Origin of the sequence: Janthinobacterium sp. CG_23.4 (genome assembly GCF_029892305.1) — a bacterium.
GTDB lineage: Bacteria > Pseudomonadota > Gammaproteobacteria > Burkholderiales > Burkholderiaceae_D > Janthinobacterium > Janthinobacterium lividum_D.
Genome location: NZ_JARXUX010000001.1, coordinates 3,295,997 through 3,321,372 on the forward strand (window position 1 = coordinate 3,295,997; position 25,376 = coordinate 3,321,372).

Below are 25,376 nucleotides of genomic sequence, written 5' to 3' on the forward strand. Positions count from 1 at the left end.
ATGGCACGCTTGAGCGCACGCAAAAGCTGGCTGGCCGGCGGCATCGGCCTGGGCGCCTGCGCCCTGGCTGGCGCCGCATGGTTAGCTGTGCAGCAACATCGCCTGCCCGCCGCCCCTGCCACCACGGCGGCGCCCGTGCTTGCGCCGGCCCCGGCAGCCAAGCCCGGCGCGCCCAGCACGTCGGGCAAAGGCGGCACGCCGCCCAAGGGCAGCGAGAACCCTTCCTGGAACAAGCTGTCAATCGCGCAACAGGAAGCGCTGCAGCCGCTGGCGGGCGAATGGAACAAACTGGAAGCCTTGCGCAAGCAGAAATGGCTCGACATTGCCAAGCGTTTTGCCTCCATGTCCGCCGACGAGCAAACCCGCGTGCACGAACGCATGCGGGTATGGGTCAAGCTGACGCCGGAACAGCGCCGCCTGGTGCGCGAAAACTATGCGCGCACGAAAAAGATTGATCCTGATCAAAAAACCGCGCAGTGGGAGCAATACCAGCAATTGCCGGAAGATCAAAAGAAAAAGCTGGCGACGGAACTGGTGCCGAAGAAGCCGCTGGAAAAAGTGCCGGCGATTAATTCCAACACCAGCAAACCGGCCGCGCCGCTGGCGCCCCTCACGCCGCCAGCGCCCGTCGTCGTCGCACCCGTCCTGCCGCCTGCGGCAGCCGCCGTGCCGGTAGCCGAGTCTGCCACAGCTGCAGCCTCGGCGCCCGTCACACCCCCTGCCACGCCCGCCCCATTGCCGACCAATGCCAAATAGCACGCCCGCCACCAGCATCACGTCCCACCCCACGATCAAGCGCCGCCTCATTTCCATGGTCTACGAGTCGCTGCTGGCCCTGGCCGTGCTGTTCTTGCCCTTTCTGCTGTTTGAACTGGCCGTGCAGGGCGCGCATACGCCGTTGACTGAACACCTGCGCCAGTGCCTGGCCTTCCTTGTCATGGGTGCGTATTTCATCCATCAATGGAGCCGCGAAGGGCAAACCCTGGCCATGAAGACGTGGCGTTTGCAGTTGGTGATGGCGGGCCACGCCCACGTCCCGCTGCGCGTCGCCACCTACCGCTACCTGCTGTCATGGATGTGGCTGCTGCCGGCCCTGCTAGTGTCGTATGTATGCGATTTGCAGCACTGGACGGCCCTGGGCGCCATCGGCGTGGGCATCCTGGCCTGGTCGGCCACGGCATTGCTGACGGGCAATGGGCAATTTCTGCACGACAAGCTGGCAGGCACGCAGATGGTGCAATTACCGGCCCCCGCAAAGAAGTCGAAAAAAGTCGCCGCCTGAGTTTTCATGCGGCTTGACCTGCATCATTGAAGCGCCACGGGGGCTCTGCGATCATGCCGAGCATGAATCATACCTCCCCCCTCCCCCACACACACCTCGCCATCGACCGCGTGGAAGTGTGCAGCGAAGACGACGTCAAGCATCTCGTCCACACCTTTTATGCAGCCGTGCGCGACGACGCCATGCTGGGCCCCATCTTTGCCGCCGAGGTCAAGGATTGGAATGTCCATCTGGCAACATTGGTCGATTTCTGGTCAGGCTTGCTGCGCGGCACCATGCGCTATCACGGCAAGCCGCTGGCCCAGCACGCGCAAATGAAAAACCTGACTCCGTGCATGTTCCGCCGCTGGCTGACACTATTCTTCGCGACAACCGAGAGCATGGGCCAGCCGGCCCTGCAAGAGAAGGCCGACACCATCGCCTTGAATATTGCCGAACGGCTATGGAAAAGCTTTGCGGAAAGCCACACCATCGTGGCGCCGCAGCTTTAAAATCTTTCGTAACCCTGCAAGTAACGCCATTGCCCCACGGGCATGGCGCCCATCGGGATACGCCCGATGCGCAAGCGCTTCATGGCAACCACGTCCAGCCCTACCATCTTGCACATATGGGCGATCTGGCCCGGCTGCACGTTTTTCAGGGCGAAGCGCAAGCGCGTCTCGTTCTGCCAGCTGACCTTGATCGGCGGCAAAGGCTTGCCATTGAACGGCAAGCCGTGATTAAGCAGCGCCAGGCCGTTTTCCATGATGTTGCCGGCGACTTCCACGATGAATTCCTGCTCTACCGTTTTCGCCTCGTCAACCAGCTTGCGGGCGACGCGGAAATCTTGCGTAAATACCAGCAAGCCCGATGCCATGGTGTCGAGCGGATTGGTGATGCTCAGGCCGATCAGGTGGCGCTTGAGAAAGCGCGTGACGGCGCTGGGCAGCACGTTTTCTGGCGTAAACAACTGTTCCGGACGCAAACAGGCCAGCGCCGGCTTGCCTTCGCCACCGACGCCACCGACGCCACCATTGATGCCGGCCGGCTTGTGCAGCAAGATCGTCACCGGTGGCATTTCTTCCAGGGTCGCATTCGGCAGCAGCACCACCACTTGATTGTCTGCCACGCGCGCGCCCGATTCTTCCACCGGTACGCCATCGACCGTGACCCAGCCGCCCTCGATATACAGCTCGGCCTCGCGGCGCGAACAGGGCACGTCTTCAGACAGGCGCTTGGCCAGGCGGACGGTGGGCATTTCGTGTGATGTGGTCATGGGGGATGCGCAAAAAGCAAAAGGAGGAGAGAGCCGGTATTGTAACCGACCCGCTCCTCCTCTCTTGTTGACGTTGTTGCTGATTGCCCGGTGCTTGTCGGATTACGCGCTGCCGCGCCAATCCGACCTACGTGGCTCATCCGGTAGGTTGGATTAGCGGAACCCGTAATCGAACAATCAGGCCTGCGCCTTGGCCAACTCCTCGGCAAAGAAACGGTGCCCCATCTCTTCCAGGCCCAGCGTCTGCAGTACTTCCTGCAGGCGCTCGGTCGGACGCTGGCGCGGCAAGTTTTTATAGCTGGCGATGATCAGTTCATTCTTCATCGAGTGTTCCCAGCCCACCAGTTCCGTCACGCTGACCTGGTAGCCGTGCGCTTCCAGTTGCAGACAGCGCAGCACGTTGGTGATCTGGCTGCCGAACTCGCGCGTGTGCAGCGGGTGGCGCCACAATTCCGTCAAGGCACTCTTGCCCAGGCTCTTGCCTTTGTTCTTCTTCAGGACGGAAGCCACTTCGGCCTGGCAACACGGTACCAGTACCATGAATTTCGCCTTCTTCTTCAGGGCGAAGTGGATCGCGTCATCGGTAGCCGTGTTGCACGCATGCAAGGCCGTGACGATGTCGATCTGTTGCGGCAGCAAGTTTGATTGCGTCGATTCGGCCACGGACAGCGGTAAAAACGACATGCCGGGGAACTTGAATTTCTTCGCCAGCTCTTGCGAGCGCTGCACCAGTTCTTCGCGCGTCTCGATGCCGTAGATGTGCGAACCGTCGTTGCCGTTTTTGAAGAACAGGTCGTACAGGATGAAGCCCAGGTAGGACTTGCCGGCGCCATGGTCGACCAAGGAGACGCCGGGGTGGTCGAGCTGCACTTCGCGCAGCAGCGGCTCGATGAACTGCGTCAGGTGGTACACCTGCTTGAGCTTGCGGCGGCTGTCCTGGTTCATCTTGCCGTCGCGCGTCAGGATATGCAATTCCTGCAACAAGGCGACCGACTGGCCATCCTTGATCTCGGGCATGTTGCTGGCGGCCGTGATGATGTCTTTCGGCACGGCGGCTGTGGTGGCGGCGGCTGCCGCGCCCTTAGCGCGCTTCATCGATCCACGCCATCTGCAGCGCTTCGAGCACTTTTTCGCCGCCGCGCGTATGGTCATCGTCGAAGCCATCCAGTGCCACCACCCAGTTATGCAAGTCGGTGAAACGCACGCTCAGGGGATCGACGTCCGGATGCGCCTCGTACAGCGCTTCGGCGATCGCATGAATATCGGACCATTTCATGTTAGTGACTGCCTTCGCTGACCTGGTTGATCGTGTATTTCGGAATTTCGACGACGAGATCGGTCTCGGCGACGATGGACTGGCACGACAGGCGCGATTGGGGTTCCAGGCCCCAAGCTTTGTCGAGCATATCTTCTTCCAGTTCCGTCGCTTCGTTCAAGGAGGCGATGCCTTCACGCACCAGCACATGGCAGGTGGTGCAGGCACACGATTTTTCGCAGGCGTGCTCGATGTCGATGTCGTTTTCCAGCAGGATGTCGCAGATGGACTTGCCGGCTGGGGCTTCGATGACGGCGCCGTCGGGGCAAAGCTTGGCGTGCGGCAGAATGACGATTTGGGGCATATTACCTCTACAATTTCAATGATTCGGAGCGCGGCCGCAGCAAGTGCACACGGCGCGCGTGTCAATTAGTGCTATACGACCTGGTCCAGCGATTTGCCCTTCAGGGCGGTGCGCACGCTGCGATCCATGCGGCGCGAGGCGAAATCCTCGGTGCCGTCGGCCAGCGCTTCGATCGCCAGCTTCAAGGCTTGATGGTCGATGGCGCCGTCTTGCGATTGCGCAATGGCGTCGCGCACCTTGTGCATCAAGTCATCTACCAGCACGCGTTCCGCATCATCGAGCAAGCCGCCGTCTTCGTCCAGGGCCGACTGCGTCGCCAGCAAAATGCGTTCCGCTTCCACCTGCTCTTCGCGCAACGCGCGCGCCAGCATGTCGCCGTCGGCCGAGGTGTAGGAATCTTGCAGCATGCGGGCGATATCGTCGTCGCCCAGGCCATAGGCGGGCTTGACGCTGATCGACGCTTCCACGCCCGAGCGCAATTCGCGCGCCGAGACCGACAGCAAGCCATCGGCATCGACCTGGTAGGTGATGCGGATGCGCGCGGCGCCCGCCACCATCGGCGGAATGCCGCGCAATTCAAAGCGCGCCAGCGAACGGCAGTCGCTCACCAGTTCGCGCTCGCCCTGCAGCACGTGCACGGCCAGCGCTGTCTGGCCATCTTTAAAGGTCGTAAATTCCTGCGCGCGCGCACACGGGATCGTCGAATTGCGCGGGATGATCTTTTCTACCAGGCCGCCCATGGTTTCGATACCCAAGGAGAGCGGGATCACGTCCAGCAGCAGCCAGTCGTCGCCGGCGGCGCGGTTACCCGCCAGCAAGTTCGCCTGGATGGCAGCGCCCAGCGCCACCACTTTGTCCGGGTCGATATTGGCGTGCGGCGTCGTGTGAAAAAATTCGCTCACTGCGCGCTGCACGTGCGGCATGCGCGTCGCGCCGCCGACCATGACCACGCCATCGACGTCGTCCGCATCCACACTCGCGTCGCGCAAGGCTTTCTTGATGGCATTCATGGTCTTGCCCACCAGATGCTGTGTCATGGCGGCAAACTCCGTGGCCGTGAGACGCAGATGTATCTCTTCACCCGAATTGAGGGCCGCATCGATCATCGTTTCGGCTTTGGTCGACAGCGTTTCCTTGATCTCGCGCGCTTTCACCATCAGGATGGCCGTGTCTTCGTCCGACAGGGGCGCCAGCTTGGCGTGCTCGCTGATCCAGCAAAACAGGCGGCGGTCGAAATCGTCGCCGCCCAGGGCCGAGTCGCCGCCCGTGGACAAGACTTCAAAGACGCCCTTGCTCAGTTTCAGGATCGAGATGTCGAAGGTACCGCCACCGAGGTCATACACGGCGTACACGCCTTCGGAGGCGTTGTCGAGTCCATACGCAATGGCGGCGGCCGTCGGCTCGCTCAAGAGGCGCAAGACATTGATGCCGGCCAACTGCGCCGCATCTTTCGTCGCCTGGCGCTGCGCATCGTCGAAATACGCTGGCACGGTGATCACCGCGCCTACCAGGTCATCGCCCAGCGAGTCTTCCGCGCGCTGACGCAGGGTGGCAAGGATTTGCGCCGACACTTCCACGGGGCTTTTCACGCCGGCCACGGTTTTCAGCTGCACCATGCCAGGCGTGTCCTGGAAATCATAGGGCAGGTTTTCCGCGTAGGCGATATCGGCCAGACCACGGCCCATGAAGCGCTTCACGGAAACGATGGTGTTCTTCGGATCGGTGGTTTGCGCGGACAAGGCCTTGTAGCCGATGTTCGCATGGCCGTTCGGCAAGTAGCGCACGACGGAAGGCAGCAAGGAGCGTCCGTCTTCATCGTTGAGCACCTCGGGAATGCTGTTGCGCACGGTGGCGACCAGGGAATTGGTGGTACCCAGATCGATGCCGACGGCCAGGCGGTGCTGGTGCGGCGCGGTCGACATGCCTGGTTCGGAAATTTGCAGAAGTGCCATTGTATTCGTGCCTCGATTAATTTTTTGCGTGATGCAGCTGATGCCTGTCGTGCATTATATAAGACGCGCGCAAGGCTGGCGCTTGGTCCGTGGGTCAAGCGATGGCCATTCAGGCTTCCATGGCTTCGTATGCAAAACGCACTTCCTCGCCAAATTTATCGAGGAACATCAGGGCGCGCACGCTTTGCGCGGCATTCGCATAGTCGTATGCGTCAAGCTGGGCCGCCACCTGCTCCAGCAGGGCCTTGCGCTCGCCACGCAGCTGGCGGTCCAGGACGTCGAGCGCGTCGGCATCCTTGCCGGCCCGGGCCTCGCCCAGTTCCTCGCGCCACTCCATCTGCTGCATCAGGAAGCTGAGCGGCATGGCCGTGTTCGATTCCGTCTGTAAATCGACACCATGGAGTTCGCACAGGTATTGCGCGCGCTTTTGCGGGCTCTTCAGGGTCTGGTAGGCTTCATTGGCGCGCGTGGCCCATTGCATCGCCACGCGCTTTTCAGCGCTGCTGGCGTTGATGAAGCGGTCCGGATGGACCTTGCCCTGCACGTCGCGGTAGGCCGCGTCGAGCGCACTCATGTCGAGCCCGAAGTGCGCCGGCAACTGGAATAGTTCGAAGTGATTTTGCATAATTGTCGGTGGTCGCTGTACCGCAATCGATAGGTACAGCGCACCGACCGGGGTCTTGCCAGCTGTTTAAATCCTGAAGGACTCGCCGCAGCCGCAGGCGTCTTTTTCATTCGGATTGTGGAACTTGAAGCCTTCGTTCAAGCCTTCGCGCGCGAAATCGAGTTCCGTGCCATCGATGTAAGGCAGGCTTTTCGGGTCGACGAAGACCTTCACGCCATGCGATTCGAAAACGCTGTCTTCGGCCGCTACTTCATCGACATATTCGAGCTTGTAAGCGAGGCCCGAGCAGCCCGTGGTGCGCACGCCAAAGCGCAGGCCCATGCCCTTGCCGCGCCGTTCGATATAACGGTTGATATGTTTCGCCGCTTTTTCGGTCAGTGTGATCATGTATTTCTCCGCAACGACCCCGGCCTTGCGGCTGGGGCGGGCTGCCAACGTTTAAGCTGCTACTGGATGGCGGGTCTGGTAGTCCAGAACAGCTGCCTTGATGGCGTCTTCGGCCAGGATGGAGCAGTGGATCTTGACTGGCGGCAGGGCCAGTTCTTCAGCGATCTGCGTATTCTTGATGGCCAGCGCCTGGTCCAGCGTCTTGCCCTTGACCCATTCGGTCACCAGCGAGCTCGACGCGATGGCCGAACCGCAGCCATAGGTCTTGAATTTCGCGTCTTCGATCAGGCCATCGGCGCCGACCTTGATCTGCAGTTTCATCACGTCGCCGCAGGCGGGCGCGCCCACCATGCCAGTGCCGATGGTGTCATCACCCTTGTCGAAAGCGCCCACGTTGCGTGGGTTTTCGTAGTGATCGAGTACTTTGTCCGAGTAAGCCATTTTGATGCTCCTTTAATATTCTTGCCGGCCCCTTGAGGGACCGGGATTAATAAGTGCCTGAAAACCGTCGCGAGCCGAAGTGACTTGTGGCCGAGAAGCGCAACTGTGCTTGAGCACAGCAGGCATCGCAGGCCGCACATGGCGACACGCAGCAGCTTGGTCAGGTACTTTTAGTGTGCCGCCCATTGGATCGAATTGATGTCGATCCCATCCTTGAACATGTCCCACAGGGGCGACAGCTCACGCAGTTTGTGTACTTTCGTTTTCAGCAAGTTCACGGCGAAGTCGATATCGGCCTCGGTCGAGAAGCGGCCGATGGTAAAGCGGATCGAGCTGTGCGCCAGTTCGTCGCTGCGGCCCAGGGCGCGCAGCACGTAAGACGGTTCCAGGCTGGCCGAGGTGCAGGCCGAACCGGACGACACGGCGATATCCTTGATCGCCATGATCAGCGACTCGCCTTCGACGTAGTTGAAGCTGACGTTCAGGTTGTGCGGCACGCGCTGCTCCATGTCGCCGTTGATGTAGACTTCTTCGATCTCTTGCAAGCCCTTGGCCAGGCGGTCGCGCAAGGCCTTGATGCGGCTAACTTCACTGTCCATTTCTTCCTTGGCGATACGGAACGCTTCGCCCATGCCGACGATCTGGTGCGTAGGCAAGGTGCCCGAGCGCAGGCCGCGCTCATGGCCGCCGCCGTGCATCTGCGCTTCCAGGCGCACGCGCGGCTTGCGGCACACGTACAGGGCGCCCATGCCCTTCGGGCCGTAGGTTTTGTGCGCCGTGAAGGTCATCAGATCGACTTTGCTCTTTTGCAGGTCGATGGCGACCTTGCCCGTCGCTTGCGAAGCGTCGCAATGGAAGATGATGCCTTTCGAGCGGCAGAACGCACCGATCTCGTCGATCGGCTGGATCACGCCGATCTCGTTGTTCACCAGCATCACCGACACCATGGTGGTGTCCGGGCGCACGGCCGCAGCGAGCTGTTCAACGGTAATGAGGCCATTGTCCTGCGGCTCCAGATACGTTGCTTCGAAACCGATGCGTTCCAGTTCGCGCACCGCGTCGAGCACCGATTTATGCTCGGTCTTGACGGTGATGATGTGCTTGCCCTTGGTCTTGTAGAACTGCGCCGCGCCCTTGATGGCCAAGTTGTTGCTTTCTGTCGCGCCGGAAGTCCAGATGATTTCACGCGGATCGGCGTTCACTAGGGCAGCCACGTGGCCGCGTGCCTCTTCTACGGCTTTTTCAGCCGTCCAGCCATACATGTGGCTGCGCGATGCTGGATTGCCGAACTGCTCGCGCAGGTAGGGAATCATCTTGTCGGCGACGCGTGGATCAATCGGCGTCGTCGACGAGTAATCCATGTAGATCGGAAAATGCGGTGCGGTTTCAAAGTGCACTTGGCCTACGTTTTTTTCAGGGGCGTTCATCAATTACTCCAATGCAATCAGCAACTTAGTATTTTATAATGGTCAACCAATGGCGGCGTGGTTACGGTGTATTACCAACACGCTTTGATCGGCAATCTTTTGTCTCTGCTGGTCGACCAGGTCCTGCAGAGACACAGAATCCAGATAATCGACCATTTTTTCGTTGAGTGTGGACCACAATTCATGCGTCATGCAGCGCGCACCCGAGGCCGAGTCGGCACCGTGGCAATGTTCCTTGCCACCACACTGTGTGGCGTCGAGCGGTTCGTCGACGGCGATAATGATGTCGGCCACCGTCACCTTGTCGGCCCGCCGCGCCAGGCTGTAGCCGCCACCCGGGCCGCGAATCGACTCGACGATTTCATGCCGGCGCAGCTTGCCGAACAGCTGCTCCAGGTAGGACAGGGAAATCGACTGGCGCTGACTGATGCCAGACAAAGTGACCGGCCCCTTGCCCTGGCGCAGGGCAAGATCAATCATCGCTGTCACGGCAAAACGGCCTTTTGTAGTCAGACGCATACATCCTCGGCTCAACTGTTCAATAACTGGTTTAGAATCTTGCGGCTCATCAACTCTTCAAGGTCTGAGTAGTTGAATGATTTAGTCAAGTATAGCAAAATTCGGCAGGGTTTGTCAGAGCGCCCTCGATGACCACAGGGCTGGCAGGGGCATGGTCGGCCGCGCCAGGCGCGGCGGCTTCAGGAAAGCGAGCGCGAGGAAATCACAGGCGCTCTCAGCACCCTTGATCAGCCCCTCAAGGCGGAGCGCACTTTCATCAGTTCAAAGCCCAGCAGGTTCAAGCCGTCCCAGCGCGCGGGGTCAGCGATGCGTGGATTGTCCGACGCCAGGCCCACGCCCCAGATGCGATCGACGGGACTGGCTTCGACGATGACGCGCTCGCCCGTACCAAGCAAAAACTTGCGCAGCGCGGCCTTTTGCGAAAATTTGGCAAAGTTGCCATCGAAGACGATGCCGGCGCGCGCCGCTTCCCACGCCTTGGCGTCGAAATTGCTCACTTCGCGCCCCAGTTTCTTCACTTCCGACGGTCGCTCGGCCGCCACGATGCGCGCCTGCACCGCCGTATCGCCAAACAGGGCCGCTTTTTGCGCCATCATGTAATGCTCGGCCGTCGCATAGGTCACGCCAGCTAAGCTGAACGGCGACGGAAACCACTGGCTGAAGCAACTTTTGTCGGGCACCTGCGGCTGCGCCGGTGTGTGCCCCCAGAAATACAGATAGTCGGGCACGCCACCGGCCGCTATCCACGCCTTCAATTCTTCCACGTTACTGATTTGCATATCCCCTGCACTTCCGCCAGAGCGGCGTCAATTCAATCTCAAGCACGCAATAGTTGCATCGGGCCAAACAAGGCCTGCATGTCACGATTGCCGATAAAAGACAGATTATACGGATGTTCTGCCGTCACCTGGGGCAGCAGCGCCGCCACCGGCAGGCGCTTGACGAGCTCGGCAATCTTGCCCCACAGCACCAATTGCGGCATGGGCGCGCCGCCCTGCTGCGCCAGCGCCGCCAGCACCACTTGCAGGAAGGGCAGCCAGGCGCGTGCATCCTGTACGGGCGGCACATGGGCACGGAACACCAACGCCGCATTGAGCAGCAAGAAACCCTGCCCCATCATCTTGCGCTGCAATTCAGGCAAGGTCTGGATGACGCCACAGCCCGGCAGCTGCGCCGCCACCGCCACAGGCGCCATGGCCGCGCCGGACGTGTCACCGGCCTGCAACTGGCCGTCTGCCACCAGCAGCATCTTCATGAAGTTGCGCAAGGACGTGGCGCGGTTGACGGGCTTCGACAGGCCCGTCGCCGACCACAGGCTGCCGACGGCGCCATCCATGAAGCATACGCCGGTGGCGCTGGCGGCGCGCGGATACGGCCCCTCGCCCACCAACACGTAGCGCACCTGCGACAGCGGCAAGGCAAAGGCGGCGAACAGCCGGCCCTGCGTCGGCAGGTAATCATCGATGGCCAGCGCCGGCAAATAGGCGCTGTCGGCCGCCATCACCGCATGCAAGCCGCGCAGCAGGATGGGATGCCAGGAAGCATGCGCCAGGGACAGGGCATCGATGATGCTGGCAGGAATGGTGGTAACGGTCATGGGGCGTGAAAGATTTGGGCAAACGCAAATTGTAGCGCACCGGCAAGCTGGCATCGCCGAAGCATCACTAGCCAAAAACCCATTGCGCATAAGAAAGCCCCGGCCTGCATGCTAGCCGGGGCTTTTACCTGTTTGACGCAGATCCTTCCTATTCGGCGTCAGGCTGCTGCGCTGGATGGGCAGCAGCAAACGCAGGCAAGCTGGCGCAATGCGCATGGATGCGCGCAATGCGCGGGTAAGGCGTCAGGTCGATGGCGAAACGCTGCGCGTTGAACACTTGCGGCACCAGGCAGCAGTCGGCCAGCGTCGGGCCGTCGCCGTGGCAGAACAGGCCCACGGCGCCAGGATCGCTCTGCGCCAGCAGCGCTTCCACGGCCGCCAGCCCCTCGGCCATCCAGTGCCGGTACCACTGCTGCTTGATCTCGTCCGACAGGCCAAGCGTGTTTTTCAGGTATGTCAAGACGCGCAGATTCGTCAGCGGATGGGCGTCGCAGGCGATCGCCAGCGCCAGCGCGCGCACGCGCGCGCGTCCCAGCGCATCCACCGGCAGCAGCGGCACGCCAGGGCGCGTCTCGTCGAGATATTCAAGGATGGCCAGCGACTGCGTCAGGATGGCGCCATCGTCATCGAGCGCCGGCACCAGCGCCGACGGGTTGACGGCGCGGTAGGCTGGCAGCAGCTGCTGCCCGCCGCCCTGCAGCAGATGCACGGGGATGCTGGCGTAATCGATGCCCTTTATGTTTAAGGCAATACGCACGCGGTAGGCGGCCGAACTGCGGAAATAGGTGTACAGCTTCATGGCGCGCCCTCCCCTCAGGCGTTGCCGGCGCTGTTGCCGGCATACCGGGCCACAGTCTGCTCGATGCTGCCGAAAATGCTGGCGCCTGCGGCGTCGCGCATCTCGATGCGCAGCGTATCGCCGAACTTCAGGTACGCCGTCTTCGGCGCGCCGTGTTCGATGGTTTCATACATGCGCACTTCGGCCAGGCAGCAGTAACCCACCCCGCCGTTCTCGATGCTGGAGCCGAACAGGTTGCCCTGCTTGTTCGACACGGTACCGGAACCGATGATGCTGCCAGCGCCCAATTCGCGCGTCCTGGCCGCATGGGCGACGAGTTGCGCAAAATTGAAGGTCATGTCTTCGCCCGCATTCGGTTTGCCGAAGGGCTGGTCGTTCAGGTCCACCAGCAGCGGCAGGTGCAGCTTGCTGTCCGCCCAGTCGGCGCCGAGTTCGTCCGGCGTGACGGCGACGGGCGAAAACGCGCTGGCCGCCTTCGACTGGAAGAAACCGAAGCCCTTGGCCAGCTCCCCCGGGATCAGGTTGCGCAGCGAAACATCATTGACCAGCATCACCAGGCGTATCGATTTCGCCGCGTCGGCTAGGCTGGCGCCCATGGCCACGTCACCGGTGATGACCGCCACTTCCGCTTCCAGGTCGATGCCCCACTCTTCCGACAGGGCGAAGATCGGGTCGCGCGGACCGATAAAGCTGTCCGAGCCGCCCTGGTACATCAGCGGGTCCGTATAGAACGAGGCTGGCACTTCCGCATTGCGCGCCTTGCGCACCAGTTCGACGTGGTTGATGTAGGCGGACCCATCGGCCCACTGGTAGGCGCGCGGCAGCGGCGAGTGGCACTGACAGGCATCAAACGGCTGCGCGTCCGGTGCGTGGCCGGCATTCAGGTCGGCGTATGCCTGTTCCAGTTTCGGCACGACGGCGTCCCAGTTGTCGAGCGCAGCCTGCAAGGTGGGGGCGATGGCGGCCACGCGCTGGTACTGGCGCAGATCGCGGCTAACGAGGATCAGGGCACCGTCGCGGCTGCCGTTTTTCAGAGTTGCGAATTTCATGGTATTCCTTGTTTTGCGTAGTGTTCAGATGGCGTCAGCGCATCATGCTCGACCTGCTGCGCTCACGCTTCAGCCGGCGCGTGCATCCAGGCGGCGTGCTTCGGTGCGCGGCGTGTCTGCGACCATTCTTCCAGCATTGCCCATTTGACGGCGTCCAGTTTTTCCATCATCTCGGGCGTGCCCACGTTGGCCGCCAGTTCCAGGCGGTGGCCGTTCGGGTCGAAGAAATATATCGACTGAAAGATAGCGTGATTGACGGGGCCCAGCACCTCGATGCCGGCAGCGACCAGGCGCTCCTTGGCAGCGAGCAGTTCGTCCATGCTGGCCACTTCCAGTGCCAGATGCTGCACCCAAGCCGGGGTATTGCGATCGCGGTCCATCGGCGGCTGCGTCGGCAGCTCAAAGAAGGCCAGCACATTGCCCTGGCCCGCGTCGAGGAAGACATGCATGTACGGGTCCGGCGCCTTGGTTGACGGCACCAGGTCTTCGGCGATGGCGAGAACGAAATTCATGTTCAAATGCTTGACGTACCACTCGACGGTTTTCTTCGCGTCGATGCAGCGGTAGGCGACGTGGTGGATTTGCTTAATCTTCATGCTCTATCTCCAATGGATGGCCCCTTGGGCGCGATGGCTGGCGTGTTGCTCCGCTTTTCACCATTAGAATCGAGTTACAGCTATCATACAAACAATTTTTAACCATTGATTTATCGGATTATCTTATGAGTCCCAGCCTGCGACAGATGCGCGCCTTCGTGGCCCTGGCCAAGACCGGCAGTTTTACTCTGGCCGCCGAATACCTGCATGTGACGCAATCAGCGCTGAGCGGCTTGATCAAAGAACTGGAAAACGTGCTCGGCGTGCGCGTGGTCGAGCGCAGTACACGCAAAACACAGCTATCCGAAATCGGCCGCGAACTATATCCGCTGTTTGAAAAGATGATCGAGGATCTCGATGGCGCCATGGCCGGCATCGCCCAGCGCAAGGCACTGAAAACAGGCCTGGTGCGCATCGCTGCGCCACAGATGATGGCATGTACCCTGCTGCCTGAAGTGATCGCCGCCTACCGCCAGGCACACCCGGAAGTGCAGTTGCGCCTGGTAGATTGCCCCGTGGAAAACGTATCGGCGCGCGTCTTCAGCGGCGAGGTCGATTTCGGCATCGGCCCCGAACGCGATCCAACAGCGGAAATCGTCGCGCAAGTGCTGTTCGAAATGCCCTTCGTGCTGGTCTTCCCCGAACGCCATCCCCTGCAGCAAAAAGAGCGCGTCACCTGGGCCGACGTGGGCGACTACCCATTCATCTCGCTGCAGGGCCAGTTCACGGAACGCTTGCTGCGCGACATGCACGGCAGCTTTCGCGACCTGTCGCTCAATGCCTACAATGAAGTCACGTTCATGACGACGGCGCTGGCCATGGTCAGCGCCAACCTCGGCATCACGGTGTGCCTGCCGTATGCAGAACCGATGGTCAAGCTATACCAGTTGCAGATGCGTGCCCTGCACGAGCCGGAACTGACGCGGCGCTTTTTCGTCTACACGAAGACGGGACGTTCGCTGTCGCCGGCGGCCGAAAGCTTCATGGCCTTTTTATTCCAGTTCGTCGAGACGCACGAGTGGAACGTGGGCGCGGCCCGCACCGCGCTGCCGGCGCGCGGCACCACCTTATAATAGCGCATCGCCCCTTTTGCGCCAGCACCATGACCCAGCCTGACCAGTACCACCTGTCGCCTATCGACGCCGCCACCATCGCCATCAACCAGCGCATGCACAGATTCGACGGGCGCGAGCAAGTCTGGCTGTTTGGCTATGGCTCGCTGATCTACAAAGCCGACTTTGCCTATCTTGAACGGCGCCCCGCCAGCATCGCCGGCTGGACGCGGCGCTTCTGGCAAGGCTCGCACGATCATCGGGGCACACCGATGGCCCCGGGCAGGGTCGCCACCATCGTGCCGCAGGCAGGCGCCATCTGCGACGGCATGGCCTATCTGATCACGCCCGAAGTTTTCGCCCACCTCGACCACCGCGAAAAGAATGGTTATTTGCGCCTGGCCAGCGAGATCAGCTTCGACGATGGCAGCAAGGCCGATGGCCTGGTGTACATCGCGAATGAAGAAAACGCCGCCTTCCTCGGGGCAGCATCGGAACTCGACATCGCACGCCAGATCGCCCGATCAAACGGCCCCAGTGGCCCGAACAGCGAGTATCTGCTACACCTGGCCATGGCCCTGCGCGAACTGGGCAAGAGTGATCCGCACGTCTTTGCCATCGAGCAACATCTGGCACAGCTACAGGACCACGCCGCAGCGCCCTCCGGCGCCTGAGGCAGCCTGAGACAGCCTGAGTCCAGGGCGCGTCTCAGGGTTATCCGGCGACGGCGCGCCATTCCCGGCGACAGGCTGCGCTCCCCCTGCTACGGGCGATAGCTCCCCCGCATTCCAGTGCGTCAGGGCCACCCTGCTGCATCAGCATCAGCATCAGCGCTGACGATGCTTGAACTTAAAACAAATCGAGCTGTCCCGCATTGCCCCCTTTCTGCCTCGCCGCCAACGGTGGCACCAACAGCGGGCGGCGGAACTGCGTGCAATCGAGCTGTTTGAAGCGGCCGCCCTTGCCGTGCAGCCCCAGCCGGTGCACGGCTTTCTCGAAGCGCTGTCGGATAAGATCAGCCCACACGCCTTCGCCGCGCATGCGTGTGCCGAACGCGCTGTCGTAATCCTTGCCGCCGCGCATCTCGCGCACCCGATTCATGACGCGCTGGGCCCGTTCCGGGAAGTGCACTTCCAGCCATTGCTGGAACAGGGGGCTCACTTCCCACGGCAGGCGCAGCACCACGTAGTGGGCATGGATGGCGCCCGCGTCACGCACCGCTTCGAGCAACTGCTCGATTTCTGGCTCCGTCACGAAAGGAATGATGGGCGCGATGCTCACGCCCACGGGAATGCCCGCCTCCGTCAGGCTGCGGATGGTGCGCAGCCGCCGCGCCGGAGCGGCCGCGCGCGGCTCCAGCGTGCGCGCAATGGCGGGATCAAGCGTGGTGAGCGTGACAGCCACGGCTGCCAGGCGCTTGGCTGCCATGGGTGCCAAAATGTCGATATCGCGCTCGATCAATGACGCTTTCGTGATCAGCGCCACCGGATGCTCACACTCGTGCAACACTTGCAGCACGCGCCGCGTCAGTTGCCGTTCGCGCTCGCACGGCTGATACGCATCCGTATTGACGCCCAGGGCTATCGGTTCGGGCACATACGACGCTTTGGCCAATTCGCGCTGCAATAGTTCCGGCGCATTCACCTTGGCGTAGATGCGGCTTTCGAAGTCCAGGCCCGGGGACAGGCCCAGATAGCTGTGCGTGGGACGGGCAAAGCAGTAAATGCAGCCGTGTTCGCAGCCCCGGTACGGGTTCAGCGACACATTAAAGGGTAAATCGGGTGACACATTACGCGTGAGGATGGTGCGCGCCTGCTCCTCGCTGACCTGCGTCTTCCAGCGCGGCGCTGCCTCTGCGTCCGGCTCATCGAGGCCGCCCACGCTCCAGCCGTCATCGAAACCGGCGCGCGCGCGCGCCTCGTAGCGCCCTTGCAGGTTCGACACGGCAGCGCGCCCCTTGTGCTCTTTCAGCGATGGCGGCGGCAACATGGCTTGCCCGGAAAAGCTGTCATCATGCAGAGGAATGATTGCTTTCATGAACGGCCCCATTAACTGTATATACATACAGCATACTATGCCGCGATGCGGTCAAGATCAAGGGCTGGCGTGCTACCGTTTCACGCTTTTTCAGCATGCCCCATGACATAACTCAACTGCTGTGCGACAAAGCCGTCAAATGCAGAAATCAAGGGAACAAAACGGGGGGCGTCCTGCTCCAACTGCATCAAGGCATAGCATGTCGCTTCCAGGGTCGACAGCTGGTCTGGCGCATGCGCCTTGCGGATCAGATAATGGGAAGCAGGCGTATCGCGCAGGGGCAAGCGCGGCAGCTGTTGCAACTGGGCATTGAGATACAGCATCTTGCGGCTCTTGCGCCAGGTGGCGTCGAGCACTACCAGTTGCAAGCGGGCCGTATCAAGCAAGGTGACGATCTCGAGCGCAGGCGGCGGCGCGATGCCCAAGGAACGATCGCCTGGCGTATCCGGATACAGCAGCACATTATGCTTGTCGGCCAGCAATGCGGCGAGTGTCTCGGGGGCAAACTGCTCGCCCGTCAGCAGACGGCTGTTGGACAGGCTCAGGTGCAGCAAGCGGGCACTGCCTTTGGCGTTGTGGACTTCCAGCGGATGCTGCAAGATCAGCACGTCCACCGCGTGGGAAACGGGAGCGATCCAGCGGCAGATGCAGCTGGCGGCGGCACGCAGGCAAACCGGGCAGCGCTCGCGTTTGGCCGATTCGGCGTGGCAGGGCGTTGTAGAGGTCTGGCTGGAGGTGCGTCGGGTAGTCATGGCGGAGCGTGTGCGGGATTGTTCAAGCCGCGATTGTAGCGCCCGCGCCATGCCAGTGGAAATGGCCGAGCGAACGGCCACTTAAAACAACTGCTGAAAACTGCTCGGCAGGCTTGAAACTGCTGCTTAAAACTGCCACTTAAAACTGCCACTTAGCGCGTAATGCCGTTCAGTTAGTGTGTTAGTGATGCTATTTTTAGCCCAAGAACCAGGACAGGGGGTCGGACCCGGCGGGGGAATGTGCTTCAATGGAGCACATTCCGATCACGGAGTGACCGACCCCAGCTCTTTGCCTCTGGGGTTAGCGAATTTACTGGCGCTCATAAATCACGCCAAAATCCTTAACTGAACGGCATTACCACTTAGCGCGGCCATTGAGAGAGGCTGTTTAGAACTCTTCCCACTCATCGGCGCCGGAAGCGACAGGTGCGCGCGGCTTGCTCGTAGGTACCGTGTCCCGTTTCACTGCCTTGATGGGGGCACTGGCGGATTGAGCGCTAGCGGAATGGCCGATGGCAGTAGCGCTGCGCACGGCAGCGCTCACGCTGCGCCGTACGGCGGGCTGGCCGGCGGCAAGACGGGGAGACCCGCTGGCCGACACATATTGCTGCGTGACATCGAGCTTGAACACAGCCACCACATCAGCCAGCTTGACCGCCTGTTCCTGCATGGCTTCGGCCGCCGCCGCCGCCTCTTCCACCAAGGCTGCATTTTGCTGCGTCACCTGGTCCATCTGACAGATGGCCTGGTTGACTTGTTCGATACCGGCGCGCTGCTCATCGCTGGCATCGGTGATCTGGTTCATGATCTGCGTCACGTGGCTGATGCTTTGCACGATTTCGTCCATGGTACGGCCTGCCTTGTCCACCAGTTGCGAACCGGCTTCGACCTTTTGCACGGAATCGTCGATCAAGCCCTTGATTTCCCTCGCCGCCGCACTCGAGCGCTGCGCCAGGTTGCGCACCTCGGACGCCACCACGGCAAAACCGCGACCTTGCTCGCCAGCCCTGGCAGCTTCCACGGCCGCGTTCAAGGCCAGAATATTCGTCTGGAAGGCGATGGCGTCGATGACGCTAATGATGTCAACAATCTTGCGCGAGGAATCATTGATCGAGCCCATGGTGCTGACCACTTCCGACACTACCACGCCACCCTTGCTGGCGATCTGCGAGGCGTTGATCGCCAGTTGATTGGCGCTGCGGGCGTTGTCGGCATTGAGTTTCACGGTCGATGTCAGCTCCTCCATCGAAGACGCCGTCTGTTGCAGCGAACTGGCCTGCTCCTCCGTGCGCGACGACAAGTCCAGATTGCCAGCGGCGATTTCGCTCGACGCCGTGCTGATCGATTCTGTGCCATCGCGCACCTGACCGACGATACTGACCAGTTTATCGTTCATTTTTTTGAGTGCCTGCATCAATTGTCCCGTCTCGTCGTGGCTTTCCACCACGATATGGCTGGTCAGGTCGCCCGCAGAAACGGCTTCCGCCACCGCGACGGCGCGCGTAATGGGACGCGTGATCGAACGCGTGATCCAGTATGCGCAGGCGATACCGAGCAAAATGGCGACCGCGCCCAGCGAGATCAGCAGCAAACGGCCGTGTTCGTAGCGCAAACGAATATGCGCAGCCGCGTCATCGAGCAATTTGGCTTCCAGCACTTCCAGCTTTTTCAGCGACGCCAGGTAAATGTCGCGCTTGACGACCATGTCTCCCTCATACAGGCGCTTGCCCAATTCCAGCTCGCCCGCATTCTTGGCCTTGAACACTTCCTTGCGCACATCCGTGTAGGCCTTGCGCGTGCTCAACACCTCCTGGTACGCAGCCTGCTCTTCGGCGTTCAGCTCACTGTTGCCGATAGCATTCTGGATCTCCGTGGCACGGGCGGACGAGACCGCCATTTCCTGTTCAAACTGCTTCTGGTGTTCGGGATCGCTGACTTTCCAGGCGGCAGCCGTGCGCGCCGCGTTCACTTCGATCACTTTGGTCCACTCGGCGATCAGGCGCTCATTGCGCACGTCGACGCCGACCAGCGTATCGGTTTCCTTGCTGGCACTTTGCAACTGAACGATGCCCACCACAGTCAGGCTCGTCAACAGCAGCAAGACGGCGGCAAAAGCGCCACCGAGACGCACGCCGATTTTGAGGTTTTTCATTACGTGATTCCAATCTGAAAAAAATGTACAGACGCCACGAAACCGGCCTACTGCTATACAACAAGATAGCAGGTAGGTGCCGTGCGGCAATCACGAGCGGCGACGCAACACTACCGAGGTCGCCAAAATGGCAGCGCGCCGCAGCGCACCAGTTTGGCGCAGATTGTGAGTGAATCAGGATGGTATTGCAAGAAAAAACATGCATTAAAGCAACAGTTTGGAGGCGCTATGCCGCCACGAACGGACGGCAGGCAAGCAAATTCAGTTTTGCTTCACATAGATCAATTTTGACGTATCGAATCCCAAGCCGCGGGCTTTCTCGATCAAGCGCTGCTGCAAGGCGGGATCCATGGTGGGCGTGCGCGACAGCAACCACAAGTACGACTTGTCGGGGCCGCTGATCATGGAATAGCTGTAATCTTTCTGGTCGAGGTCGAAAACGATGTAAGCACCATAAAAGGGGCCGAAAAACGACACTTTCAGGTAACCCTCGTCTTTCTTGTCAAAAAAATACGCCTTGCCTTCGGCTTCCTTCCACTTCGCGTCCGCCTCCTTGTAGCCGCGGTTGAGCACTTTCAGCCCGCCATCCGGGCGCAGGCTGTAGTCGGCGCTCACATGGCTCAGGCCCCGTTCGAAGGAATGATCAAGGCGCGCGATCTCATACCATTTACCCAAATAGCGGGTCGTGTCAAAATTGCTGACAGGCACAATATTATCGGGCCGGCCGACACAACCGGCCAGCACCAGCGCACACAGGAACAGCAGTTTTTTCATGGTCTTCTCCAGATGGTGAAATTAGGGCAGCAGTATCAGGGTAGCAATGCGCGCTCAACGATGCGGCGTATCGCGCCACTATTTTGCATGCGCACGATGACGGCATTGAATTGCTCGATAAAGTCATCGCGATAGGGGTAGGCGTCCGGTCGGCGCACCGTAAAACCCAGGTGGCCCTGCTGGCCGGCCAGCTGCGCCGTTTCATGGATCGCTTGCATCGGCGCACCCGCCAAGCCCTCGCGCCGAATGCGCTGCAATTCCCACTGCGCCGAAAGACGGTCGCTGACATAGCAATCGATACGCCCAAGCATCAGCTTGAGCAGATTCGTACGCGTGCCCTTGGCAGGGGCGAGCACGATCTTTTGGGCAACCACGGCCGCCTTCAGCGTCTCATCGCCCAGCAAAAATCCCGCATTCATGCCGATGCTCAGGCCGCCGTAATCACCGGGCCACTGCCGCAGTGCGCGCCGGGCCAGCACGTCCTGGCTGCACAATACCACCAGCTGCTCCATCAGCAGTGGCACGGAGTAGCGCACGTACGGCCGTTCGCTGCGCGACGCATATGGCGGATACAGGGCGAAGGCCTCGCCCGTCTGCAGCAGCATCAGCCCCCGCTTCCACGGCACGGGACGCAGCTGCACCGCATACTGCGGCATCGATTGCAAGGCCTCGCGCATAATCTCCGTGTAGATGCCTTTCAGCTGGCCATTCTCGACATAGGAGTAGGGTGGATAATGGTCGTCGGCATAGATCACTAGCGGCGGCGCAGCCGCTGCCTGCGTGCTGACAGCGATCAACAGGCATAGCGCGGCAGGAAAAATGAGCTTTCTGAGCATGCCCGAAGATTAGCATGGAAGCGCCCACAGCGATCATTCGTTCGCACTGTTCGTCCCCAGCATCTCGTCGAGCTGCGCCAGGGTACCGGAGTCCTTCACGACGGCACGCAGCCACAGGTGCAGCGGCAGCTCGCCCCAACTGGCGGCCTTGTCGGCCAGGTAGGCGACAGGGCTGTGCGGCTCCGTGCGGCGAAAAAAATCGGCTACCTGGCGCAACTGGGCCAGCGCCTGCTGGCGCTGCACGAGGGCGCTTGCGCTGCTGGCGCCCTGGCCAGCGGCAGGCGGCGCGACAGCGAAGTCCACGCCTGGTGACAACGGCGCGATAAAATGAATGACGTTTTCCAGCGCTTCGCGCGCGGCGCGAAAGCTCGGGCCATCGGCGCCGAAACGCGCATCGACGCTGCGTTCAAACGCCAGCAGCGACTGCATGCAGTATTGTGCATCAGCGAGCAAGCGGTCAGAAAATGCACGCGTATTCTTTTGTCGCGCCGCCTCCATCTGCGCCAGGGTCGAACTTTCGTCGTGGCGCGTATCGCCCCAGCCTTGTGCCGTGCCGCCCTGCGCCAAGCTGGCAGCGGCGCGCTGACGCGCCGCATCGAAATCTTGCATTGAAAACGAGCCGTCGGCCCCCCCGGTGAGCGGAATCTCGCGCAGCAGCTGCGGTGTGCGCGCCAGCAGCCAGAAGACATTGCCGATGCGCTGTTCCTGGTCGCCCTCTTCGGCCGGCGGGTACAGGCCGTCCCAATAGCGCTCGCACAGGTTGGCCAACAGCGCGTAGCCGTCGCCCAGGCCGCGGAAGTGGCGTGTTTTCGCATGCGCCTCGGCCAGCCACACGGCGACGCGCAAATCCTTGCTGCGCGCAGCGATCAACTGTTCGCAGCGCGTCGCCACGAAAGGCCAGTCGGCCTCCTTCAGCGCCGTCACCCACTCGCCCTGGTCCAGGCTGGGATCGTCTTGCTGGCGCGCGCGCGCGATGGCGTCGAGCTCCTGGCTGAAAGTGATGTCTTCGCCGCATGGGCTGACGGCGCTGACGGGGTGCAGCAACTGCTCCAGGTTGAACATGGCGCTCTCCGGCGGATAACGTTATTTGAAGGCGTACTTGAACTGCCCCTGCTTGCTGGCGCTGACGCGTATCGAGGCTATCGGCTCGCCTTCTGCCATGCGCGTCAGTAGCGCTTCGGCAATCGCCGGCAACAGGCTGCCGTTGAGGATCTGGTCGACATTGCGCGCGCCCGAGTCAACCTCGGTGCAGCGCGCCAGTACCGCATCAACCAAGCCCGCGTCATGGCTGAACTGCGCCTGGTGGTTGCGCGCGATACGCGCGCCGATATGCGCCAGTTTCAGGGTAATGATCTCGGCCAGCACCGTGTCATTCAAGGGATAGAACGGCAGCACCTTCATGCGCCCCAGCAAGGCCGGCTTGAAATGGGCCACCAGTTGCGGGCGCACCAGCTCTTCCAGCGCGGCCGGCGCAGGCAGGTCTTGTGCGGCCCGGTTCAGGCAGGCGGCCATCATGGCAGCGGAACCGAGGTTCGAGGTGGCGATGATGATGGTGTTGCGAAAATCGACTTCACGTCCTTCTGCGTCTTCGAGCACGCCCTTGTCGAAGACCTGGAAGAACAGCTCCAGCACGTCGGGATGGGCCTTTTCTGCTTCGTCGAGCAGCACCACGCTGTAGGGCTGGCGCCGCACGGCTTCCGTCAGCACACCGCCCTCGCCATAGCCGACATAGCCAGGCGGCGAGCCTTTCAGGCCGGCCACGCTGTGCGCCTCCTGGTATTCGCTCATATTGATGGTAATGAGCTTGCGCTCGCCGCCATACAGCAGGTCGGCCAGCGCCAGCGCCGTTTCCGTCTTGCCCGTACCGGATGGCCCCGTGAACAAAAACACGGCTTGCGGCTTGTTCGGTTCATCCAGGCTGGCGCGCGCCGTGCGCACGCGCTGTGCCACGGCCGTGATGACATGCTCCTGCCCCAGCACGCGTTCGCGCAACGCTCCATCGAGGGTCAGCACCGTGCGGATCTCGTCCTTGAGCATTTTCCCCAGCGGGATGCCGGTCCAGCCGGCAACGATGCCGGCCACTACCTGCGCATCGACTTCCAGCGGCGACAGCGCAGAATCGCCCTGCAACACCGCCAGCTCTTCCTTCAGCGCCAGCAGGCGTGCGGCGCCGGCCTCGCCCGGGCGCTCGCCGCGCAGCTGCGCGCGCAAGTCGACGATCTGCGCCACCAGCGCTTTTTCGCGCTCCCAGCGCTGCGCCAGGGCACTCATCAGCACCTGCCCTTCTTCATGCTCGCGCCGCAGTTGCGCCAGTCGCGCGGCAGCGGCTTTATCGGGTGCTTCGCCGTCGCTTTCCTCGCGGCTCAGGGCGGCGATTTCCGCGCCGATGCGCTCTTGGCGACGGTGCACATTTTCCAGCTGCGCCGGCGTGGCGCGCTGGCCCAGCGCCACCTTGGCACACGCCGTATCGAGCACACTGATAGCCTTGTCGGGCAACTGACGTCCGCTGATGTAACGCTGCGACAGGCGCACCGCCTCGACGATGGCGGACTCGCGCACGCGGATGCCGAAATGGCGCTCCATCAGCGGCGCCATGGCGCGCAGCATGGCGCAGGCGATGTCTTCGCCAGGCTCTTCCACCTTCACCACCTGGAAGCGCCGCGCCAGCGCCGCATCCTTTTCAAAATACTTTTTGTACTCACTCCAGGTGGTAGCGGCAATGGTACGCAGAGCGCCACGCGCCAGCGCCGGTTTCAGCAAATTGGCCGCGTCATTCTGCCCCGCCTGGCCACCGGCGCCGATCATACTGTGCGCCTCGTCGATGAAGAGAATGACCGGGTGCGGACTTTTCGCCACCTCGTCGATGACGTTTTTCAGACGGTTTTCAAACTCACCCTTTACGCTGGCGCCGGCCTGTAGCAAGCCCATGTCGAGTACGTGGATATGCGCACCCTGCAGCACCTCGGGCACGTCACCGGCGGCGATGCGCAAAGCTAAGCCTTCCACCACGGCTGTCTTGCCCACGCCAGCCTCGCCGGTCAAAATCGGATTGTTCTGGCGCCGGCGCAGCAGGATGTCGACGGCCTGGCGTATCTCCGCCTCGCGACCGATCACGGGATCGAGCTTGGCGTCGCGCGCCAGCTGCGTCAGGTCGGTGGTGAACTGGTCCAGCGCCGGGGTCTTGCTGGCAAGGACAGCCAGTGGGTCGACAGTCGTTTCGGAAAGCTGCGACACTGTCCCAGTTTCCTCCCCCGAGCCAGCCGTCAGCTTGTCCGGATGGTGCTTCAATTGCTCCACGCTGAAGCGGGCGAACAACTTCGAGCCCCGATACGCGAGCTGCGACAGTTCCGCTTGCGTCAACAGCGCCAGCAACAGATGGCGGCTGCGGATGGGCCCCGGCTGCGCCGTATCGAGTGAGGCGACCAGCCAGGCATGCTCGAACAATAAGGGCAAATGGGGCGAAAATACTGGCGTGCGCGCGCTGCCAGTGCGAAAGCCGCCGATCTCGCGCCGCAGGTCCGCCTCGAGCGCCGTCAGGCTGATGTCACTGCGGCGCGCAATGGTGACGAAATCACTGCGTTCCTGCTCCAGCAGCGCCAGGAAAAGGTGTTCTATATCGACTTCGTACTGCCCCAGTTCCACGCAGATGCCGGCGGCGCGGGTGGCGGCAGTGCGCGCCGTATCATTCAGTTTGGCGATCAGGGTTTTCAGATTATTGCTCATGCGGCGGCTCCCTTGCGGTTGATCGAATAGCGCAGCGACGATGGCTGCAGCACGGCGTCGAAATTGACCGTCTCGCCACCCGACATCACGGCCAAGGTGCCACTGATGACGAAGCTCACGCGGTTGATGCTGCCCGCTTCGCGCTCCAGACGCGCGCGCACATTGCGCAGGCGCGGTTCGTGGCGTTCGATGGCGGCCTTCAGCGCGGCGCAGATGCGGGCGCGGTCATCGCTGCTCGACAAGCACATGCCGGCGAAATCGATCAAGCCATAGTTGACGATGGAGGCCGCGCATTCCGGATAGGCGTCGAGCGCGCCGGGCGGCAAGGCTAGGCGCGTGTTGAGCAGCTCTTCCAGGTCACGCGCCACAGCATCCTTCAATTGTTCGAGTGACAGGCGCGCAGCCACGCCGCCGGCCGTCGCACCGGCGTCGCCCATCAGGCGGTCGAACAGGCCAGGTACATAGCTGTCCATGCGCTCTCCTGAAAAGTCGGCGCAGCGCG

General features: G+C 61.6%; 28 protein-coding genes. 5 read left to right on the plus strand and 23 right to left on the minus strand.

The window, feature by feature from the left end; all coding sequences use genetic code 11:
- The 3 genes from H4V96_RS14760 to H4V96_RS14770 all read left to right on the plus strand — a co-directional run bounded on the left by H4V96_RS14760 (position 1) and on the right by H4V96_RS14770 (position 1,773).
- Complete coding sequence (locus H4V96_RS14760; protein ID WP_196855843.1) at positions 1 to 756, plus strand: DUF3106 domain-containing protein; 756 nt, start codon at positions 1 to 3, stop codon at positions 754 to 756.
- Positions 746 to 1,282, plus strand: a complete 537-nt coding sequence (locus H4V96_RS14765; RefSeq protein ID WP_010399762.1) for an RDD family protein — start codon at positions 746 to 748, stop codon at positions 1,280 to 1,282. The genes H4V96_RS14760 and H4V96_RS14765 overlap by 11 nt, the downstream gene beginning before the upstream one ends.
- Before the next feature lie 62 nt (positions 1,283 to 1,344).
- The gene (locus H4V96_RS14770) at positions 1,345 to 1,773 is read left to right on the plus strand and encodes a group III truncated hemoglobin (RefSeq protein WP_070346847.1); all 429 of its coding nucleotides are present in this window, start codon (positions 1,345 to 1,347) and stop codon (positions 1,771 to 1,773) included.
- Here H4V96_RS14770 and H4V96_RS14775 read toward each other — a convergent pair.
- From H4V96_RS14775 to H4V96_RS14845, 15 genes are all read right to left on the minus strand, one after another.
- Positions 1,770 to 2,537 carry an rRNA pseudouridine synthase gene (locus H4V96_RS14775; protein WP_196855844.1) on the minus strand — a complete coding sequence of 256 codons (768 nt, stop codon included), beginning with the start codon at positions 2,535 to 2,537 and terminating at the stop codon, positions 1,770 to 1,772. The two genes, H4V96_RS14770 and H4V96_RS14775, sit on opposite strands and share 4 nt — an antisense overlap.
- Before the next feature lie 177 nt (positions 2,538 to 2,714).
- A complete protein-coding gene (locus H4V96_RS14780) occupies positions 2,715 to 3,632 on the minus strand; it encodes an SAM-dependent methyltransferase (protein ID WP_280721027.1) in 918 nt (305 codons plus the stop codon).
- Complete coding sequence (iscX, locus tag H4V96_RS14785; protein ID WP_010399770.1) at positions 3,619 to 3,813, minus strand: Fe-S cluster assembly protein IscX; 195 nt, start codon at positions 3,811 to 3,813, stop codon at positions 3,619 to 3,621. Before iscX ends, H4V96_RS14780 begins: the two co-directional genes overlap by 14 nt.
- Before the next feature lies 1 nt (position 3,814).
- Complete coding sequence (gene fdx, locus H4V96_RS14790) at positions 3,815 to 4,156, minus strand: ISC system 2Fe-2S type ferredoxin (protein ID WP_010399771.1); 342 nt, start codon at positions 4,154 to 4,156, stop codon at positions 3,815 to 3,817.
- Positions 4,157 to 4,227: 71 nt separating this feature from the next.
- Entirely contained in the window at positions 4,228 to 6,108 is a 1,881-nt protein-coding gene (hscA, locus tag H4V96_RS14795; RefSeq protein WP_196855845.1) for a Fe-S protein assembly chaperone HscA, read from the minus strand.
- Positions 6,109 to 6,217: 109 nt separating this feature from the next.
- On the minus strand, positions 6,218 to 6,733 hold the full coding sequence (gene hscB / locus H4V96_RS14800; protein WP_010399773.1) for a Fe-S protein assembly co-chaperone HscB: 516 nt from the start codon (positions 6,731 to 6,733) through the stop codon (positions 6,218 to 6,220).
- 66 nt (positions 6,734 to 6,799) lie between these two features.
- Positions 6,800 to 7,120, minus strand: a complete 321-nt coding sequence (gene iscA / locus H4V96_RS14805) for an iron-sulfur cluster assembly protein IscA (RefSeq protein ID WP_010399774.1) — start codon at positions 7,118 to 7,120, stop codon at positions 6,800 to 6,802.
- A gap of 51 nt (positions 7,121 to 7,171) precedes the next feature.
- Entirely contained in the window at positions 7,172 to 7,561 is a 390-nt protein-coding gene (gene iscU / locus H4V96_RS14810) for a Fe-S cluster assembly scaffold IscU (protein ID WP_010399775.1), read from the minus strand.
- Between the two features lie 170 nt (positions 7,562 to 7,731).
- The gene (locus tag H4V96_RS14815) at positions 7,732 to 8,958 is read right to left on the minus strand and encodes an IscS subfamily cysteine desulfurase (protein WP_280721189.1); all 1,227 of its coding nucleotides are present in this window, start codon (positions 8,956 to 8,958) and stop codon (positions 7,732 to 7,734) included.
- A gap of 72 nt (positions 8,959 to 9,030) precedes the next feature.
- Positions 9,031 to 9,507: a Fe-S cluster assembly transcriptional regulator IscR gene (iscR, locus tag H4V96_RS14820; protein WP_010399779.1), complete on the minus strand. Its 477-nt coding sequence runs from the start codon at positions 9,505 to 9,507 to the stop codon at positions 9,031 to 9,033.
- Between the two features lie 227 nt (positions 9,508 to 9,734).
- Positions 9,735 to 10,286 (minus strand): NADAR family protein, encoded by a 552-nt coding sequence (locus H4V96_RS14825; protein WP_010399780.1) that lies wholly within the window; start codon positions 10,284 to 10,286, stop codon positions 9,735 to 9,737.
- A gap of 38 nt (positions 10,287 to 10,324) precedes the next feature.
- Positions 10,325 to 11,104: a uracil-DNA glycosylase gene (locus tag H4V96_RS14830; protein ID WP_196855846.1), complete on the minus strand. Its 780-nt coding sequence runs from the start codon at positions 11,102 to 11,104 to the stop codon at positions 10,325 to 10,327.
- Between the two features lie 148 nt (positions 11,105 to 11,252).
- A complete protein-coding gene (gene maiA / locus H4V96_RS14835) occupies positions 11,253 to 11,903 on the minus strand; it encodes a maleylacetoacetate isomerase (RefSeq protein WP_010399782.1) in 651 nt (216 codons plus the stop codon).
- A gap of 14 nt (positions 11,904 to 11,917) precedes the next feature.
- Positions 11,918 to 12,952, minus strand: a complete 1,035-nt coding sequence (locus tag H4V96_RS14840) for a fumarylacetoacetate hydrolase family protein (RefSeq protein WP_196855847.1) — start codon at positions 12,950 to 12,952, stop codon at positions 11,918 to 11,920.
- Positions 12,953 to 13,014: 62 nt separating this feature from the next.
- The gene (locus tag H4V96_RS14845; RefSeq protein WP_010399784.1) at positions 13,015 to 13,548 is read right to left on the minus strand and encodes a VOC family protein; all 534 of its coding nucleotides are present in this window, start codon (positions 13,546 to 13,548) and stop codon (positions 13,015 to 13,017) included.
- Positions 13,549 to 13,673: 125 nt separating this feature from the next.
- Between H4V96_RS14845 and H4V96_RS14850 the strand changes: the two genes are divergently transcribed.
- Both H4V96_RS14850 and H4V96_RS14855 read left to right on the plus strand, forming a co-directional pair.
- On the plus strand, positions 13,674 to 14,621 hold the full coding sequence (locus tag H4V96_RS14850) for a LysR family transcriptional regulator (protein WP_196855848.1): 948 nt from the start codon (positions 13,674 to 13,676) through the stop codon (positions 14,619 to 14,621).
- A gap of 62 nt (positions 14,622 to 14,683) precedes the next feature.
- Positions 14,684 to 15,274 (plus strand): gamma-glutamylcyclotransferase, encoded by a 591-nt coding sequence (locus H4V96_RS14855; protein ID WP_196855900.1) that lies wholly within the window; start codon positions 14,684 to 14,686, stop codon positions 15,272 to 15,274.
- Positions 15,275 to 15,449: 175 nt separating this feature from the next.
- On the opposite strand, the gene H4V96_RS14860 is transcribed toward H4V96_RS14855, so the two are convergent.
- The 8 genes from H4V96_RS14860 to tssE form a co-directional block, all read right to left on the minus strand.
- A complete protein-coding gene (locus tag H4V96_RS14860) occupies positions 15,450 to 16,589 on the minus strand; it encodes a PA0069 family radical SAM protein (RefSeq protein WP_196855901.1) in 1,140 nt (379 codons plus the stop codon).
- Positions 16,590 to 16,717: 128 nt separating this feature from the next.
- On the minus strand, positions 16,718 to 17,389 hold the full coding sequence (locus H4V96_RS14865; protein WP_196855849.1) for a tRNA-uridine aminocarboxypropyltransferase: 672 nt from the start codon (positions 17,387 to 17,389) through the stop codon (positions 16,718 to 16,720).
- 388 nt (positions 17,390 to 17,777) lie between these two features.
- Complete coding sequence (locus H4V96_RS14870; protein ID WP_196855850.1) at positions 17,778 to 19,541, minus strand: methyl-accepting chemotaxis protein; 1,764 nt, start codon at positions 19,539 to 19,541, stop codon at positions 17,778 to 17,780.
- A gap of 261 nt (positions 19,542 to 19,802) precedes the next feature.
- Positions 19,803 to 20,315: a lipocalin family protein gene (locus H4V96_RS14875; RefSeq protein WP_196855851.1), complete on the minus strand. Its 513-nt coding sequence runs from the start codon at positions 20,313 to 20,315 to the stop codon at positions 19,803 to 19,805.
- Between the two features lie 35 nt (positions 20,316 to 20,350).
- Positions 20,351 to 21,151 (minus strand): transporter substrate-binding domain-containing protein, encoded by an 801-nt coding sequence (locus H4V96_RS14880; RefSeq protein ID WP_196855852.1) that lies wholly within the window; start codon positions 21,149 to 21,151, stop codon positions 20,351 to 20,353.
- A 33-nt stretch (positions 21,152 to 21,184) separates the two neighbouring features.
- Positions 21,185 to 22,213, minus strand: a complete 1,029-nt coding sequence (gene tssA, locus H4V96_RS14885) for a type VI secretion system protein TssA (RefSeq protein WP_010399816.1) — start codon at positions 22,211 to 22,213, stop codon at positions 21,185 to 21,187.
- A 21-nt stretch (positions 22,214 to 22,234) separates the two neighbouring features.
- Positions 22,235 to 24,874, minus strand: a complete 2,640-nt coding sequence (gene tssH, locus H4V96_RS14890) for a type VI secretion system ATPase TssH (RefSeq protein ID WP_196855853.1) — start codon at positions 24,872 to 24,874, stop codon at positions 22,235 to 22,237.
- Complete coding sequence (tssE, locus tag H4V96_RS14895) at positions 24,871 to 25,347, minus strand: type VI secretion system baseplate subunit TssE (protein WP_196855854.1); 477 nt, start codon at positions 25,345 to 25,347, stop codon at positions 24,871 to 24,873. Before tssE ends, tssH begins: the two co-directional genes overlap by 4 nt.
- Between the last annotated feature and the right edge of the window lie 29 nt (positions 25,348 to 25,376).